At 67.8% G+C, this 13,557-nt stretch carries 14 protein-coding genes; 1 reads left to right on the top strand and 13 read right to left on the bottom strand.

Going from position 1 to position 13,557, the window contains the following annotated elements:
- Window positions 1-233: 233 nt before the first annotated feature.
- From LK409_RS07710 to LK409_RS07700, 3 genes are read right to left on the bottom strand one after another with little or no spacing between them, the layout of a single operon-like run.
- Window positions 234-1,052, bottom strand: coding sequence for a substrate-binding domain-containing protein (locus LK409_RS07710; RefSeq protein ID WP_010928289.1), 819 nt, complete (start codon window positions 1,050-1,052; stop codon window positions 234-236).
- Complete coding sequence (locus tag LK409_RS07705) at window positions 1,049-1,753, bottom strand: ABC transporter ATP-binding protein (protein WP_003812656.1); 705 nt, start codon at window positions 1,751-1,753, stop codon at window positions 1,049-1,051. The genes LK409_RS07710 and LK409_RS07705 overlap by 4 nt, the downstream gene beginning before the upstream one ends.
- Window positions 1,750-2,487 (bottom strand): ABC transporter permease, encoded by a 738-nt coding sequence (locus tag LK409_RS07700; protein WP_003812658.1) that lies wholly within the window; start codon window positions 2,485-2,487, stop codon window positions 1,750-1,752. The genes LK409_RS07705 and LK409_RS07700 overlap by 4 nt, the downstream gene beginning before the upstream one ends.
- A 161-nt stretch (window positions 2,488-2,648) precedes the next feature.
- Here LK409_RS07700 and LK409_RS07695 point away from each other — a divergent pair, with 161 nt between their 5' ends.
- Window positions 2,649-3,764 carry a substrate-binding domain-containing protein gene (locus LK409_RS07695; RefSeq protein WP_003812659.1) on the top strand — a complete coding sequence of 372 codons (1,116 nt, stop codon included), beginning with the start codon at window positions 2,649-2,651 and terminating at the stop codon, window positions 3,762-3,764.
- Between the two features lie 33 nt (window positions 3,765-3,797).
- Here the strand turns inward: LK409_RS07695 and LK409_RS07690 are convergent, their stop codons facing one another.
- From LK409_RS07690 to LK409_RS07645, 10 genes are all read right to left on the bottom strand, one after another.
- Window positions 3,798-4,172: a hypothetical protein gene (locus LK409_RS07690; RefSeq protein ID WP_003812662.1), complete on the bottom strand. Its 375-nt coding sequence runs from the start codon at window positions 4,170-4,172 to the stop codon at window positions 3,798-3,800.
- Window positions 4,173-4,194: 22 nt separating this feature from the next.
- Entirely contained in the window at window positions 4,195-5,352 is a 1,158-nt protein-coding gene (locus LK409_RS07685) for a formate dehydrogenase subunit gamma (RefSeq protein ID WP_003812663.1), read from the bottom strand.
- A 12-nt stretch (window positions 5,353-5,364) separates the two neighbouring features.
- A complete protein-coding gene (locus tag LK409_RS07680; RefSeq protein ID WP_003812666.1) occupies window positions 5,365-5,598 on the bottom strand; it encodes a lipoprotein in 234 nt (77 codons plus the stop codon).
- Window positions 5,595-6,224 (bottom strand): formate dehydrogenase FDH3 subunit beta, encoded by a 630-nt coding sequence (gene fdh3B, locus LK409_RS07675; protein WP_010928288.1) that lies wholly within the window; start codon window positions 6,222-6,224, stop codon window positions 5,595-5,597. The genes LK409_RS07680 and fdh3B overlap by 4 nt, the downstream gene beginning before the upstream one ends.
- A 10-nt stretch (window positions 6,225-6,234) precedes the next feature.
- Window positions 6,235-9,204 (bottom strand): formate dehydrogenase subunit alpha, encoded by a 2,970-nt coding sequence (locus LK409_RS07670; protein ID WP_010928287.1) that lies wholly within the window; start codon window positions 9,202-9,204, stop codon window positions 6,235-6,237.
- A 14-nt stretch (window positions 9,205-9,218) separates the two neighbouring features.
- Complete coding sequence (locus LK409_RS07665; RefSeq protein ID WP_023853518.1) at window positions 9,219-9,428, bottom strand: hypothetical protein; 210 nt, start codon at window positions 9,426-9,428, stop codon at window positions 9,219-9,221.
- A gap of 151 nt (window positions 9,429-9,579) precedes the next feature.
- Window positions 9,580-10,209, bottom strand: a complete 630-nt coding sequence (locus LK409_RS07660) for a TorD/DmsD family molecular chaperone (protein ID WP_010928286.1) — start codon at window positions 10,207-10,209, stop codon at window positions 9,580-9,582.
- Entirely contained in the window at window positions 10,206-12,296 is a 2,091-nt protein-coding gene (locus LK409_RS07655) for a 4Fe-4S binding protein (RefSeq protein WP_076879810.1), read from the bottom strand. The genes LK409_RS07660 and LK409_RS07655 overlap by 4 nt, the downstream gene beginning before the upstream one ends.
- 23 nt (window positions 12,297-12,319) lie before the next feature.
- Window positions 12,320-13,000 carry a DUF3306 domain-containing protein gene (locus tag LK409_RS07650; RefSeq protein WP_010928284.1) on the bottom strand — a complete coding sequence of 227 codons (681 nt, stop codon included), beginning with the start codon at window positions 12,998-13,000 and terminating at the stop codon, window positions 12,320-12,322.
- Complete coding sequence (locus LK409_RS07645; protein ID WP_010928283.1) at window positions 12,997-13,557, bottom strand: DUF3305 domain-containing protein; 561 nt, start codon at window positions 13,555-13,557, stop codon at window positions 12,997-12,999. The genes LK409_RS07650 and LK409_RS07645 overlap by 4 nt, the downstream gene beginning before the upstream one ends.

The raw sequence follows: 13,557 nt of genomic DNA, 5'->3' as shown, positions 1-13,557 counted from the left end.
CGACGTTCGACTCGATTATGCCGAGCCTCTCAAGCTAGTACAATCACACCTGTTATCCTAGTATTGAAAGCACTACCCTGCGCCGGCAAGCGGCTGGCGACGACGCCCCGTGCAAAAGGCCACGAGATACTCGTGGCCTTTGGATTTCGTGCTGTCCGCGCGGCGCGCACGCGCCCGGCCGCTCAACCGGCCGGGCAAACGCCGCCTCGCGAGGCGGCCATGCGGTCAGGCGCTCATTTGTCGGCGTTGGGAAAGAACAACTGCTGGCCATTGACCTGGTAGCTGGCGATCGCGTCCTGGCCCGCCTTGGATGTGACCCAGTCGACGAACTGCTGCGCGGCCTTGGCCTTGACGTGCGGGAACTTGGCCGGATTGACCACCATCACGCCATACTGGTTGAACAGGCGCTTGTCGCCCTCGACCAGGATCTTCAGCTCGCCCGGATTCTTGAAACTGAGCCAGGTGCCCCGGTCGGAAAGCACATAGGCGTTCATCGACGAGCCCATGTTCAGCGCCGGCCCCATGCCACAGCCGCATTCCTTGTAGCCGCTGCCCTTGCTGTCCGAGCCGGTCTGCTTCCAGAACCGCAGTTCGGCCGCATGCGTGCCGCTCTTGTCGCCGCGCGAGATGAAGTCGGCGTTGTCCTTGGCCAGTTTGCCCAGCGCGGCGACGATGTCGTTGCCCTTGACGCCGGCCGGGTCCTTGGCCGAACCGACCAGGATGAAATCGTTGTACATGACCGGGTAGCGCTTGACCGCGTATCCGTCGGCCACGAATTTCTCCTCGGCCACCTGGTCGTGCACGAACAGCACATCGGCGTCGCCGCGCCGCGCCATGTCCAGCGCCTGGCCGGTGCCCTGGGCCACGACCTTGATGTCGATGCCGCTGGCCTTCTTGAAGGCCGGCAACAGGTGTCCGAACAGGCCTGATTGCTCGGTCGAGGTGGTGGAGGCCATGACGATGGTCTCGGCCCGCGCCGCCAGCGGCGCGGCCAGCACGGTGGCCAGGCCGGCCAGCGCCAGCCCGCGGCGGATTGCGTTGAGGATTTTCATGGTATGCGTTCTCCCTTGACGAACAATGCCGCCGCTTCGGGCAGCGGCCCGTTGAAAAACTGGTCCACCGGCAAGTCGGCCAGGATCCGGCCGCGCTCGAGGTAGATGACGCGCCGGGCCAGGCGCTTGACCTGGCCCAGGTTGTGGCTGCTGAAGATCATGGCCGGCGCAAGCCCGTCGCGCGGCCGCGCGAACTGCTCCATCAGCAATTCGACGTCGCGCTTGGCATGAGGGTCGAGGCTGGCAGTCGGTTCGTCCAGCAGCAGCACCTCGGGCTCCAGCGCCCAGGCGCGCGCCAGCGCCAGGCGCTGTTGCTGGCCGCCCGACATGGATTTGGCGTTGCGGCCGGCCAGCTCGGTCAGCTCGACGCGCTCCAGGGCATGCAGCGCCCGCGCGCGCGCTTCGCGCCAGCGCATGCCGCGCAGCCACAGCGCCAGGGCCACGTTGTTCTGCGCCGAAGTGCGCAGCATGTAGGGCTGCTGGAACACCATGGCCTGGCGCGCGCGCGCCGCGCATCGCGCCTGGCCCGCGCGCGGCGTCACCAGCCCGTGCAATAGGCGCAGCAAGGTGCTCTTGCCGCTGCCATTGGCGCCGACCAGCGCCACCTGTTCGCCGGCGCAGATGCGCACTTCGGCCTCACGCAGGGCATGCACCGGGCCGTAGTAGACGTCCGCGCCACGCAGATCGAACAGCACCGTCATGCCATGCCCCGCGCGTGCCGGCCATATAGGCCGGCCAGGCCCGTATCGCGGCGCAGGCGCCAGCGCCGCACCAGCGCGGCAAGGATATTGAGCAGCAGCACCACCAGCAGCAGCAGCATGCCCAGGGCCATGGCAAGCGGCAGATCGCCCTTGCTGGTTTCCAGCGCGATGGCGGTGGTCATCACGCGGGTATAGCCGTCGATGTTGCCGCCGACCACCATCACGGCGCCGACCTCCGACACCGCGCGCCCGAACGCCGTGATGACGATGGTCAGCAAGGTGAAGCGCTCGTCCCACAGCAGCAGCAGGCTCAGCATGCCCGGCCGCGCGCCGAGCGAACGCAGTTGTTCGCCATGGTGGCGCTCGGCGTCCTCGATGGTCTGGCGCACCAGCGCCGTGACGATAGGAACGACCAGGATGGTCTGCGCCACCACCATGGCCTTGAACGAGAACAGCCAGCCGAGAAAGCCCAACGGACCGGAATGGGAAAGCAGCAGGTAGATGGCCAGCCCGACCACCACGGAAGGCAGCGCCAGCGAGGTGTTGAGCAGCGTCAGCACGATGCCGCGGCCGCGAAAGCGCGCAACGCCCAGCCACCCGCCTGCCGCCATGCCGATGAGACAGGCCAGGACACAGGCCGTCGCGCTGACCGCCAGCGAGCGTCCCACGATGGCCATCAGGACCGGATCGCCGGACACGATCAGACGCAGCGCAATCGCAAGGCTCTCTGACAATGTATTCGCTTACTTCATTTTGTTAATTGCCGGAGCATATCGCAGGGGCGCGGACCCGGCCATATGAAACGAATTGCATAGGGTGAAGCAAGCCTGTCGCCGCGGGAACGGCCTGCCGCCGGCGCCCGCAGCAAGTCCCGCATTTCGGGCATACTTGCCGCGTGCGCCACATCGAGATCTCCTACTCCCTGGGTCCGAGCGACCCCCGCCCCGCCTTGCTGCGCAACGCGTTGATGGACTTGCTGTCGGCCGTGCGCGAGCACGGTTCGATTTCCGCCGCCGCCAAGGCGCTGGACCTGTCGTACCGCCATGTGTGGGGCGAACTGAAAAAATGGGAACAGACCCTGGGCCGCACCCTGATCGTCTGGGACAAGGGCCAGCCGGCGCGGCTCAACGAGTTCGGCGAGAAGCTGCTGTGGGCCGAGCGCCAGGCGCAGGCGCGCCTGGCGCCGCAGATCAATGCCTTGCGCGCCGACCTCGAGCGCGCGTTCGCGGTGGCCTTCGACGACGCCGCCCACGTCGTGCCCCTGTACGCCAGCCACGACAACGCGCTGCAGGCGCTGCGCGAGCACGCGGTGGCCAGCGCCAAGCTGCACCTGGACATCCGCTTCACCGGCAGCGTGGACGCCATCAGCGCCCTGAACGAAGGGCGCTGCGTCATGGCAGGCTTTCACACCCGCGAGGCGCCGGAACCGGGCTCGCTGGCCGAGCGCACCTACAAGCCCATGCTGCAGCCCGGCCTGCACAAGATCATCGGCTTCGCGCAGCGCAGCCAGGGGCTGATCGTGGCGCGCGGCAACCCGCACGGCATCACGTCCCTGGCCGACCTGGCCGCCTCCGGCGTGCGCTATGTGAACCGCGCGCTGGGCACCGGGACCCGGGTGCTGTTCGACGAGCTGCTGGAACAGGCCGGGCTGAAACCCGCGGCCATCGCCGGCTACGAACGCACCGAGCCTTCGCACGCGGCGGTCGCCCACGCCATTGTCTCGGGCAGCGCCGATGCCGGCCTGGGTATCGAGCCGGCGGCACACCGCGAGCGGCTGGATTTCATTCCGTTGGTGCGCGAGAACTATTTCCTGGTGTGCCTGAAATCGACGCTGGACCAGCCCTCCACGCAGGCGCTGCTGTCCATCCTGCGCAGTCCGGCCTGGCAGGCCACGCTGGCGGCCATTCCCGGCTATGCGCCGGCCCAGACGGGCCAGGTGCTGTCGATGCGGCGCGTGCTGCCCTGGTGGGATTTCGCGCGCAAGAAGGTCCGGCGCGCGCGCCCGGCCTGAGACGGCGGGCGCCGCGCGGCTTGCGGCCCGGACTTACTGGCCGGGTTTCTGCTCGGCAGCCGGCGCGGGAGTGCTGGGCGGCTTGGCCGCCGTATCGGCCGGCGAATGCGCCCCCGATGCTTCGCGCGGCTTGTCTTCCGCGTTGTAGACGAACGGCCCCGGATCCTTGCACTCGGGCGTGGCCATGGGCGCGCGGGTCGTCTTGCCGGCCGCCTTGGCCCGCTCGAAGTAGGTAGCCGCCACCTCGTCCTGCACGCGGCACAGCCGGAAGGCATCCATTTTTCCCGACCAGGCCGCCTTGGCCGCGGTCTCCTTGGCCTTGGCCGCGGCCTCGGGCGTAGGCGGCGGCAGCTTGGCCAGGGCCGGCGCGGCGGCCAGGGCGATGATCAACGCGGCAATCTTTTTCATGGTGCCTCCTGGCTCGGGACGGTCAGGCGCCCGCCGGACGGGTTGGCCGCTTGGCCGATTTGTCGGGCGTGCGCTGGGCGGGAATCTTGCCCGCCTTGATATCGTCGTACCACAGCTCGTGGTGCTCGCGCGCCCACGTTTCATCGACATAGCCGGTCTTCATGGCCTTGAAGGCGCCGCGCATGCCGATGGTGCCCAGGTAGATGTGTCCCATGATCATGCACATCATCAGGACGACCGACGCGGCATGCACCATATGGGCGATCTGCATGTTGCCGCGCACGTACGACAGGCCCGGGAACACCTGGTCCAGGAACAGGCCCGAAGCCACCGCCAGCGCGCCCAGGAACAGCATGCCGACCCAGAACATGATCTTCTCGCCGGCATTGAAGCGATGCGAAGGCACGTGCGCGCCGGTGATGAGGCCGCCGCCCTTGCGCAACCAGATCAGGTCATCGCGGCGCGGCAGGTTGTCCTTGATGAAGGTCAGGATGACCACCAGCAGCGACACCGCGAACACGGGGCCCACGAAGTTGTGCACGGTCTTGAGCAGCCACGTCATCCAGCCGAACGCCGCGCTGCCCATGATGGGCAGCAGGAAGAACTTGCCGAACGCGATGACGATGCCCGTCAGCGCCAGGATGACGAAGGCCGTGGCGTTGACCCAGTGCGCGGCGCGCTCGAAGTACGTGAAGCGCTCGATGCGGCGGCCGGTCTCGGCCTCGCGCAGCTTCATCGGCCCCTTGGCCAGGAAGAACAGCGCGATCGCCACCAGCACGATCAGCAGCAGGCCGCCGCCGTACGGGATGAGCCAGTTGTTGCGCACCTGGCGCCAGGCCTCGCCGGCCGTGGTGTACTGCGAGCCGGGATACTGGACGAAACGCTGGATCAGCACGCCGGCTTCGGGAGCCTCGCTGGCCGGCAGGCTGCTGTAGCCGGGCTGGCCCGAGTTGACCTGCCGCCACATTGGCGCATTGTTGCCCGGCTGCACCTTGGCGCGTTCGGCATTGGTCTGCTCGGCATAGCCCGGCTGCTCGCTGGCGTCGGGCTTGACCTCGAAGATGTTGGCGCTCTGGATGCCGCCCATGGCGGGCGCGCCGGCGGACGGCGCGGCAGTCTGCGCCCCCGCCGTCGCCAGCAGGGCGCTTGCCAGCAGCGCCGCGAACAGTGACCGTATCATGGCGACCTCCGCTCAGTTGACCCGGGTGTACTCGTTCTGGCCCCGCTGGGCGCGAACTTTCAACTCTTGCTGCCAACTGTTCTTGTCGCCCTGCTTCCAGCCCGGAGCGACGAAATTGCTGCCCGTGCCGTCATAGGCAGGCTTGCCCACGACGCCGGAATGCAGTTCCTGCGGTTTTTCGGTGCAGGCGGCCAGGCCGAACACGGCGGCCGCTGCGATCAGGAGAAGGCGCGGATTCGTCTTCATGGCTTGGCCTTGGCGTCGGCGGCCGGCGGCTGCCCGGCCTGCTTGGAGCCATAGGCGGTGCCCCAGCCCCAGACCTCCACGCCCTTGCCGCGATGGATCACGCGGGTGCGGAAGATGTCGGCCACCACGTCGCCGTCGCCGGCCAGCAGCGCCTTGGTCGAACACATTTCGGCGCAGGCCGGCAGCTTGCCCTCGGCCAGCCGGTTGCGGCCGTACTTTTCGAACTCCTCGGCGCTGCCGTGCTCTTCCGGCCCGCCGGCGCAGAACGTGCACTTGTCCATCTTGCCGCGCACGCCGAAGGCCCCTTCGGAGGGGAACTGCGGCGCGCCGAACGGACAGGCGTACGAACAGTAGCCGCAGCCGATACAGGTGTCCTTGTTGTGCAGCACCACACCCTCGTCGGTGCGGTAGAAGCAGTTGACCGGGCACACCGCCATGCAGGGCGCGTCGCTGCAGTGCATGCAGGCCACCGAAATGGACTTCTCGCCGGGCACGCCGTCGTTGAGCGTCACCACGCGGCGGCGGTTCACGCCCCAGGGGACTTCGTGCTCGTTCTTGCATGCCGTCACGCAGGCATTGCACTCGATACAGCGCTCTGCATCACAGACAAATTTCATTCGAGCCATGGCAATCTCCTCAGGCCTTTTCTATGTTGCAGATCGTGGTCTTGGTTTCCTGCATCATCGTCACGGAGTCGTAGCCGTACGTGGTGCCCGTGTTGACCGCTTCGCCGCGCACGATGGGCGCCGCGCCTTCCGGATAGCTGGCCAGCATGTCCACGCCCTGCCAGTGACCCGAGAAGTGGAACGGCATGAAAGCCGTATCGGGGCCGACCCGCTCGGTCACCAGCGCCTGCACGTTCAGGCGCGCGCCGGTCGGCGTCAGGACCCACACCCGGTCGCCGTTGCGGATGCCGCGATCGGCCGCCGCCTTGGGGTTGAGCTCGACGAAGCTCTCCTGCTGCAGTTCGGCCAGCCAGGGGTTGGAGCGGGTTTCCTCGCCCCCGCCCTCGTATTCGACCAGGCGACCCGAGGTCAGGATGATCGGGAACTTCTCGTACAGCTTCTCGGCAACGTTCTTCTGTTGCAAGGAGGTGTACAGCGTGGGCAGGCGCCAGAACGTCTTGAGGTCGTTGTGCGTGGGGTACTTGGCCACCAGGTCCGGCCGGGTGCCGTAGATCGGCTCGCGGTGCTGCGGAATGGCATCGGGGAAGTTCCACACCACGGCGCGCGCCCGCGCGTTGCCGAACGGATGGCAGCCGTGCACCTTCATGGTCACGCGGATGATGCCGCCCGACGGGTCGGTCTTCCAGTTCTTGCCTTCGGCGGCCTTCTGCTCTTCCGGCGTCAGGTCCTCCCACCAGCCCAGTTTCTTGAGCAGCACGTGATCGAACTCGGGATACCCGGTGGTCAGGTCGGCGCCCTTCGAATGCGAGCCGTCGGCCGCCAGCAGATTGACGCCGTTGCGCTCGACGCCGAAGTTGGCGCGGAAGTTGCCGCCGCCGTCCATCACGTGCAGGCTGGTGTCGTACAGGTTGGCGGTGCCGGGATGCTTGAGGCTGGGATTGCCCCAGCATGGCCACGGCAGGCCGAAGTAGTCGCCGGTCAGGTCGTAGCCGGTCTCGGCGTCCTTGCCGCCCTTGGCGCGCAGCGTCTTGACGTCGAACACGTGCATGTTGCGCATGTGAGCCTTCAGGCGCTCGGGGCTCTGGCCCGTGTAGCCGATGGTCCAGACCGAGGCATTGATCTCGCGCAGGATGTCCTCGACCACGGGCTCGTCCATGCCCTTGACCTTCTGCATCTTGTAGTTCTTGCTGAGCTCCTTGCCAAAGCCAAGTTTCTCGGCCAGCTGATACATGATCATGTGGTCGGTGCGGCTCTCCCACAGCGGATCGATGACCTTCTCGCGCCATTGCAGCGAGCGGTTGGAAGCGGTACAGCTGCCGTTGGTCTCGAACTGCGTCGCGGCCGGCAGCAGGTAGACCGCCCGGTTGGGGTTGAGGTCTTCGGCCTTGCCCGGCATGGCGGCCATCGCCGCGGTCGCCGACGGATACGGGTCGACCACCACCAGCAGGTCCAGCTTGTCCATGGCCCGCTTCATTTCCAGCCCGCGCGTCTGCGAGTTGGGCGCGTGTCCCCAATAGAACACGGCGCGCAGGTTGGTGTCCTGGTCGATCAGGTCGGGGTTCTCGAGCACGCCGTCGATCCAGCGCGACACGGTGATGCCCGGCTTGGTCATCATGGCCGGCGATGCGTACCGGCCCTTGATCCACTCGTAGTCCACGCCCCAGGTGTTGGCGAAGTGCTTCCAGGAACCTTCGGCCAGGCCGTAGTAGCCCGGCAGCGAATCGGGGTTGGGGCCCACGTCGGTGGCGCCCTGCACGTTGTCGTGGCCGCGGAAAATGTTGGCGCCGCCGCCGGACTTGCCGACGTTGCCCAGCGCCAGCTGCACGATGCAGGAAGCGCGCACCATGGCGTTGCCGATGGAGTGCTGGGTCTGGCCCATGCACCACACCAGCGTGCCGGGCCGGTTCTCGTGCATGGTCTTGGCCACCGAATACATCGTGGCCTCGTCCACGCCACAGGCTTCCTCGACCTTGTCCGGCGACCACTTGGCCAGGATGTCGGCCTTGACCTCATCCATGCCGTAGACGCGCGCGTCGATGTACGCCTGGTCTTCCCAGCCGTTCTTGAAAATGTGGTACAGCAGGCCGAACAGGAACGGGATATCGGTGCCGGAGCGGATGCGCACGTACTGGTCGGCCTTGGCCGCCGTACGGGTAAAGCGCGGATCCACCACGATCATCTTGCAGCCGGTTTCCTTGGCGTGCAGCATGTGCAGCATCGAGACCGGGTGGGCCTCGGCGGCGTTCGAGCCGATGTACAGCGCCACCTTGGAGTTCTGCATGTCGTTGTACGAATTGGTCATGGCGCCGTAGCCCCATGTATTCGCAACGCCGGCCACCGTGGTCGAGTGGCAGATACGCGCCTGGTGGTCGCAGTTGTTGCTGCCCCAGAAGCTGACGAACTTGCGCAGCAGGTACGACTGCTCGTTGTTGTGCTTGGACGAGCCGATCCAGTAGACCGAGTCGGGCCCGCTTTCCTTGCGCAGCTGCATCAGCTTGGCGGTGATTTCCTCGTACGCGGTATCCCAGCTGATGCGCTGGTACTTGCCGTTGACCAGCTTCATGGGATAGCGCAGGCGGTGCTCGCCGTGCCCGTGCTCGCGCACGGAGGCGCCCTTGGCGCAGTGCGCGCCCAGGTTGATGGGCGAATCGAACACCGGCTCCTGGCGCACCCAGACGCCGTTCTCGACCACGGCGTCGACGGCACAGCCCACCGAACAGTGCGTACAGACCGTGCGGCGGACTTCGATCTTGGTATTGCCGATGGCCACCTTGCCATCGCCTTCGGCGGCTTCGGCGCGCTTGACCAGCGCCAGCTGGGTGGCGGCCAGGCCGGCGCCCACGCCCAGGCCCGAGCGGCGCAGGAAGGTGCGGCGGTCCATGGTGGGCAGCGCTTGCGCCATGCCGCGGCGCAGGCTCTGGATGAAGTGCGACTCGGAGGCGCCCGCAGCGGCTCCGCTGGTTTTCTTGGTCAGCAACATGCCGGGCTCCGGTATCAAACGAGGGTGGTTTTGTAGTAGCGCTTGACGTGTTCGCTCAGGCGGTAGCCGCCCCCGGCCGCGGGCGGCTTGGCGGCGGCAGCCGACTCGCCGGACGCCTCGGGCCGCGCTCCGGGAAGCACGGTCGCACCGACAGCGGCGGCGCCTACCGTCGCTGCGCCGGCGAAGAACGCACGACGCGACAAGTTGGGTTGACGTTGCGACATGGCTGGCTCCTTCCGGACAACTGGATATGAAATTCTTTGCATAATGTACCCCGGCATATAGCTTCCGACAACCGCACCCGATGGTGCGGTGCCCGCATGCAGCGGCTTGAATACGAACCGATTTCATCTGGGGCGCGCGGCCCCTGGAACATCAGGCCATCATGTCGAAGGCCTGGGCCTCCACGCTGAAGAACGCGCGCGTGAATTCGGCCAGCGCGCCGTAGAAGCGCGCCGCGGGATGGGCCGCGATCGCATCGCACAAATCCGCGACCCACGGCCGCAGGTGGCGCGCGTGGAACTGGCGCTGCTGCGTCAGATTGGCCACGGCCACATCATCGCCGGCGATCAGGTAGCGCATCACCTCGCACAGGTAGGCGATGTGGTCCTCGGTCTCGGACATGGCCGCGTCGCGCCGCAGGCCCAGCGCGGCCAGGTCGTCGCGCAGCCCCACCAGCGGCTTTTCGTTCAGGAAGCCCGTCAGGTAGTGCGAGGCGAACAGATAGATATCGGGCTTGCCGACGCCGCCGAACAAGGCGTCGTATTCGGCCCGCACCGCGTCATCGCCCATCTCGGCCGCGCAGGCGACCAGCGCCTGCCACGAGGCCTCGAGGAACCCGCCCTGGTCGGGCGCCTGCCTGGGCGCGGCGCGCAGCTGCGCAAGCAGGTCGGACGGCGACGGCGCATAATACAGCTGCGCCAGCAGCCCGTAGATCTCGGCGCGGGCGACCTCTTCGTCGAAGCCCGGGGCGGCGATGGCGGCGGAAGTGACGGATACGTTCATAGGTCGGTGATCCGGGTTTCGTTTTCGGCGGAATACAGATCGATCACGCGGCAATCGCCGCACATTTTCAGCCGTTCCAGCGCCGCGCCCTGGAACATGGCGTGGCTGCCCAGGCGGCCGAGCATGGCTTCGACGCCCTTCTGGGTGCCGAAAGCCTTGTTGCACCGCACACAATGGAACGGCGCGCTTTCGTTCAGGACCACGGCCTCGCGGCGCCGCGGCGCAAGCAGCAGGCGCGGCACCAGCGTGATGGCATTTTCCGGACAGGTGGTGGCGCACAGGCCGCACTGCACGCAGTTCTTCTCGACCATGCGCAATTGCGGCGACTGCGGGTTGTCCAGCAAGGCGTTGGACGGACAGGCGCTGACGCAGCTCATGCACAAGGTACAGGCGTCGCTGTCGACGGCCACGGTGCCGAATGGCGCTCCCGCGCCCGGCTCGCCGGCCGGCAACGCGATGCTCTCGGGCGCGGGCGCCGGGGCATGCGCCACCAGGTGATCCAGCGCCAGGTCCAGCGTGCTGCGCTTTTCCTGCACGACCGCATGGCGCGCCGCCACGGCCAGCCCCTGGGCGGGCGCCAACTGCCGCAGCGCGGCATCGAGCGCCTGCGGCGTATCGGCCGGCACCAGGCTCAGGTGGGTGCCCGCATAGCCCAGCCCGTTCAGGATGGCCTGCGCCTGCGCGAATTGCGCCTGCAGGCCCTCCAGGTATTGCGGCGCCTCTTCGGCGGTGATCAGCACGGCGATATGGCGCGCGCCGAACGCCACCGCCGACAGCCACAGATCCAGCCCGACGCTGGCCGTGTGCCATAGCGCCATCGGGATGACGTTGGCCGGTACGCCATCGGCCTGCTTGAGCGCCGCCTGGCGGCCGAGTTGCTCGACCAGGCGTGCGCCCTCCTGTTGGCTGTGCAGCAGCAGCATCGCGTCCTGGCCGCCGGCCTTGGCGTAGGTCGCCAGCAGCGTGCGCAGCTTCGAGCCCTGGTCGGTCGCGCGCGGATAGGCGTAGGTCAACGCGCCGCTGGGGCAGACGGTGGTACAGGCCCCGCACCCGACACACAGGTTGGGATTGACGACGATGCGCTGGTGGTGGCTGTCGCTGCTGATGGCGCGCGCCGAGCAGATATCGATACAGGCGCGGCAGCCGACGGTTTCGTTGCGGCTATGCGCGCACAGTTGCTGGCGGTAGTCGAAGAATTTGGGCTTTTCGAATTCGCCGACCAGCTCGCGCAAACGCAGCAAGGTCCCGGGCGCCTGGCCATCCCAGGTGAAATAGCCCTGCGGCGGCGCGTGCTGGGTGAACAGCGGCGTGCCGCCCAGGTCCAGCACCAGGTCGTATTGGTCGGTGAAGTTTTCCGGCGAACGCGAGAAATCGATCGCGCCCGCCACGCTACAGGCCTGCTCGCAGGCCCGGTGCGAGGTACATCGGGCCGTGTCGACCTGGTAGTCCAGGCCGATGGCGCCGTCCGGACAAGCGCTAATACAGGCGTTGCAGCGTGTGCACAGGTCCAGGTCGATCGGGTTGCCGCGGGTCCAGCGCAACTCGAACGCGCCCAGCCAGCCCTGCAGGCTGTCGATGCGTCCGCTCAGCACGGGGTAGCGGCGCTCCTGGGCGCCGCCCGCGCGGCCCGGCCCCTGGCCGAACAACGTGACATCGAGCACGTCGTCCAGCAAGGCCGCGGCCTGCTCGGCCTGGTCCAGCGGGCCGATGATCAGCAGGCGGCCGCCGCTCTTGTACGTCACGGTGGCGACCGGATCGGGTTCGGGCAGGTGCGCGGCCGCCAGCAAGGCGGCCAGCTTGGGCATGGCCTGGGCGGCGTCGCGGCTCCAGCCGCCGGTCTCGCGGATGTTGACGAAGCGTACCGGCGACACCGTGCCTTGCGTGGCGCCGCCCAGCTCGCCGAACAGGCGTTTTTCCTGGGTACAGGCGACGACCACGTCCTGGCCGTCGCGGATGGCCGCCTGGAATGCGCCGGCTTCGCGGCGGCACAAGGTGGAGTGCAGTGTCAGCGTTTCGCCGAGCGCCTGGCCCAATGCCTCGGGCTGCAGCGGCATCGTGCGATTGCAATCGCAGATCAAAGTAGTCATGGCAAACGGACTTCCTGGCTGTATCAATCGCGCCGCGGCTCGGCGTCGGGAAGCGGGCCGCCTGCCGGCCCGGCCACGTCGTCGCGCGGCAAGGCGGACTGTATCGCATCCGGCGCGCTCGCGGGCACGGCCGGCGCGGCGTCGGGCTCGGCCATGGCGCCAGGCGCCTGCTGCCCTGGGCCGCACGCGCCGTCCGCCGGCTCGCCCTGCCCCGGCGCGGGCTCGTCCTCCTCGAACAGCTTGAACACCTTGGCGCTGGCCATCCTGCGCACGGTCTCCTGGGGCAGGCCCTCCAGTTGCGTGTAGTCGTCGATGTAGACGTCCAGGCCGTCCATAACGTTGTAATGCGGATCGGTGAACAGTTTCTTCAAGGCCGCGTTCTTGACGTCGGGCGACACGCCTCCGGCCACGAACCGGGAAAAATCCGAATCCAGCGTCAGCGCCCGCACATCGTCCAAGGTGGGCAGCGGCAGGTCGGTTTCGGCGTCCGTGGCCGGGCCCGGCGCCTGGACGGGCGCCGCATCGGCGCGTTCGGGCGCCTCCTCGGGCCGGGCCGCAACGGCCGGCGCGCCAGCGAGCGGCGTATCGGCCAGCGACGCCTGCGCAACGCCGGCAGCCGGGTCGGCGGCGGTCTCGGCCTGCTGGCGCGCCTCGCTCTTGCGGCGCGACCAGCGGCCTATGAAGCCGGCCGGATCCTGGCTCATGGTTCGCCTCCGCCGCGCTTCTTGGTGGTGCTGACCGAGGCCGGGTTGCCGAAGCGGTCCTGCAGGGGCTGGAAGCTGACCGGGCGCCGGCGCCGCTTGGGTTCCGGCACGTAATGGGCCTGCACGAACGCTTGCAGCCATTGGACGATGTACGCCGGGGCGGGGATCTGCTCCACCGTTTCCTGCGCATCGAGCCAGCGTCCGGCATCGTGGTAGCTGAGCGTGACGATCTCGGGCCGCGCCAGCGGCTCGCTGGCCACGCCGGGTTCCTCCTCCATGCGCCACAACACGAACCAGCACGGCGCCGGCGCCGAAACATTGAGCAGATACCCTTCCGCGTCGTCCTTGAACAGGCGCACGGTAAGCCCCGAATGCAGCCAACGCTGCTGGTTCTCGTCGTGGTAGAGCATGCGCGGCGCGCGGCCGAAGCCAGGCTCGTCGGGCACCACGTCCTCCAGCACCCAGCGGCTGTCCTGCCAACGGCTCATCTCGCCGACGATGCGCTCCTTGCGCATCACCACCGCGACTTCCATGCTCAGGGGAAGGGTATCGCTCAT

This window comes from Bordetella parapertussis, assembly GCF_020735925.1.
Lineage (GTDB): Bacteria > Pseudomonadota > Gammaproteobacteria > Burkholderiales > Burkholderiaceae_B > Bordetella > Bordetella pertussis.
The sequence above is the reverse complement of the archived record's forward strand: the minus strand, read 5'-3'. Positions and strand labels throughout refer to the sequence as shown.

Coding starts and splice junctions, on each gene's coding strand:
- LK409_RS07710 (WP_010928289.1), bottom strand. CDS start 1,052: ATGAAAATCCTCAACGCAATCCGCCGCGGGCTGGCGCTGGCCGGCCTG.
- LK409_RS07705 (WP_003812656.1), bottom strand. CDS start 1,753: ATGACGGTGCTGTTCGATCTGCGTGGCGCGGACGTCTACTACGGCCCG.
- LK409_RS07690 (WP_003812662.1), bottom strand. CDS start 4,172: ATGAAAAAGATTGCCGCGTTGATCATCGCCCTGGCCGCCGCGCCGGCC.
- LK409_RS07685 (WP_003812663.1), bottom strand. CDS start 5,352: ATGATACGGTCACTGTTCGCGGCGCTGCTGGCAAGCGCCCTGCTGGCG.
- LK409_RS07680 (WP_003812666.1), bottom strand. CDS start 5,598: ATGAAGACGAATCCGCGCCTTCTCCTGATCGCAGCGGCCGCCGTGTTC.
- fdh3B (WP_010928288.1), bottom strand. CDS start 6,224: ATGGCTCGAATGAAATTTGTCTGTGATGCAGAGCGCTGTATCGAGTGC.
- LK409_RS07670 (WP_010928287.1), bottom strand. CDS start 9,204: ATGTTGCTGACCAAGAAAACCAGCGGAGCCGCTGCGGGCGCCTCCGAG.
- LK409_RS07665 (WP_023853518.1), bottom strand. CDS start 9,428: ATGTCGCAACGTCAACCCAACTTGTCGCGTCGTGCGTTCTTCGCCGGC.
- LK409_RS07660 (WP_010928286.1), bottom strand. CDS start 10,209: ATGAACGTATCCGTCACTTCCGCCGCCATCGCCGCCCCGGGCTTCGAC.
- LK409_RS07655 (WP_076879810.1), bottom strand. CDS start 12,296: ATGACTACTTTGATCTGCGATTGCAATCGCACGATGCCGCTGCAGCCC.
- LK409_RS07650 (WP_010928284.1), bottom strand. CDS start 13,000: ATGAGCCAGGATCCGGCCGGCTTCATAGGCCGCTGGTCGCGCCGCAAG.
- LK409_RS07645 (WP_010928283.1), bottom strand. CDS start 13,557: ATGAGCGATACCCTTCCCCTGAGCATGGAAGTCGCGGTGGTGATGCGC.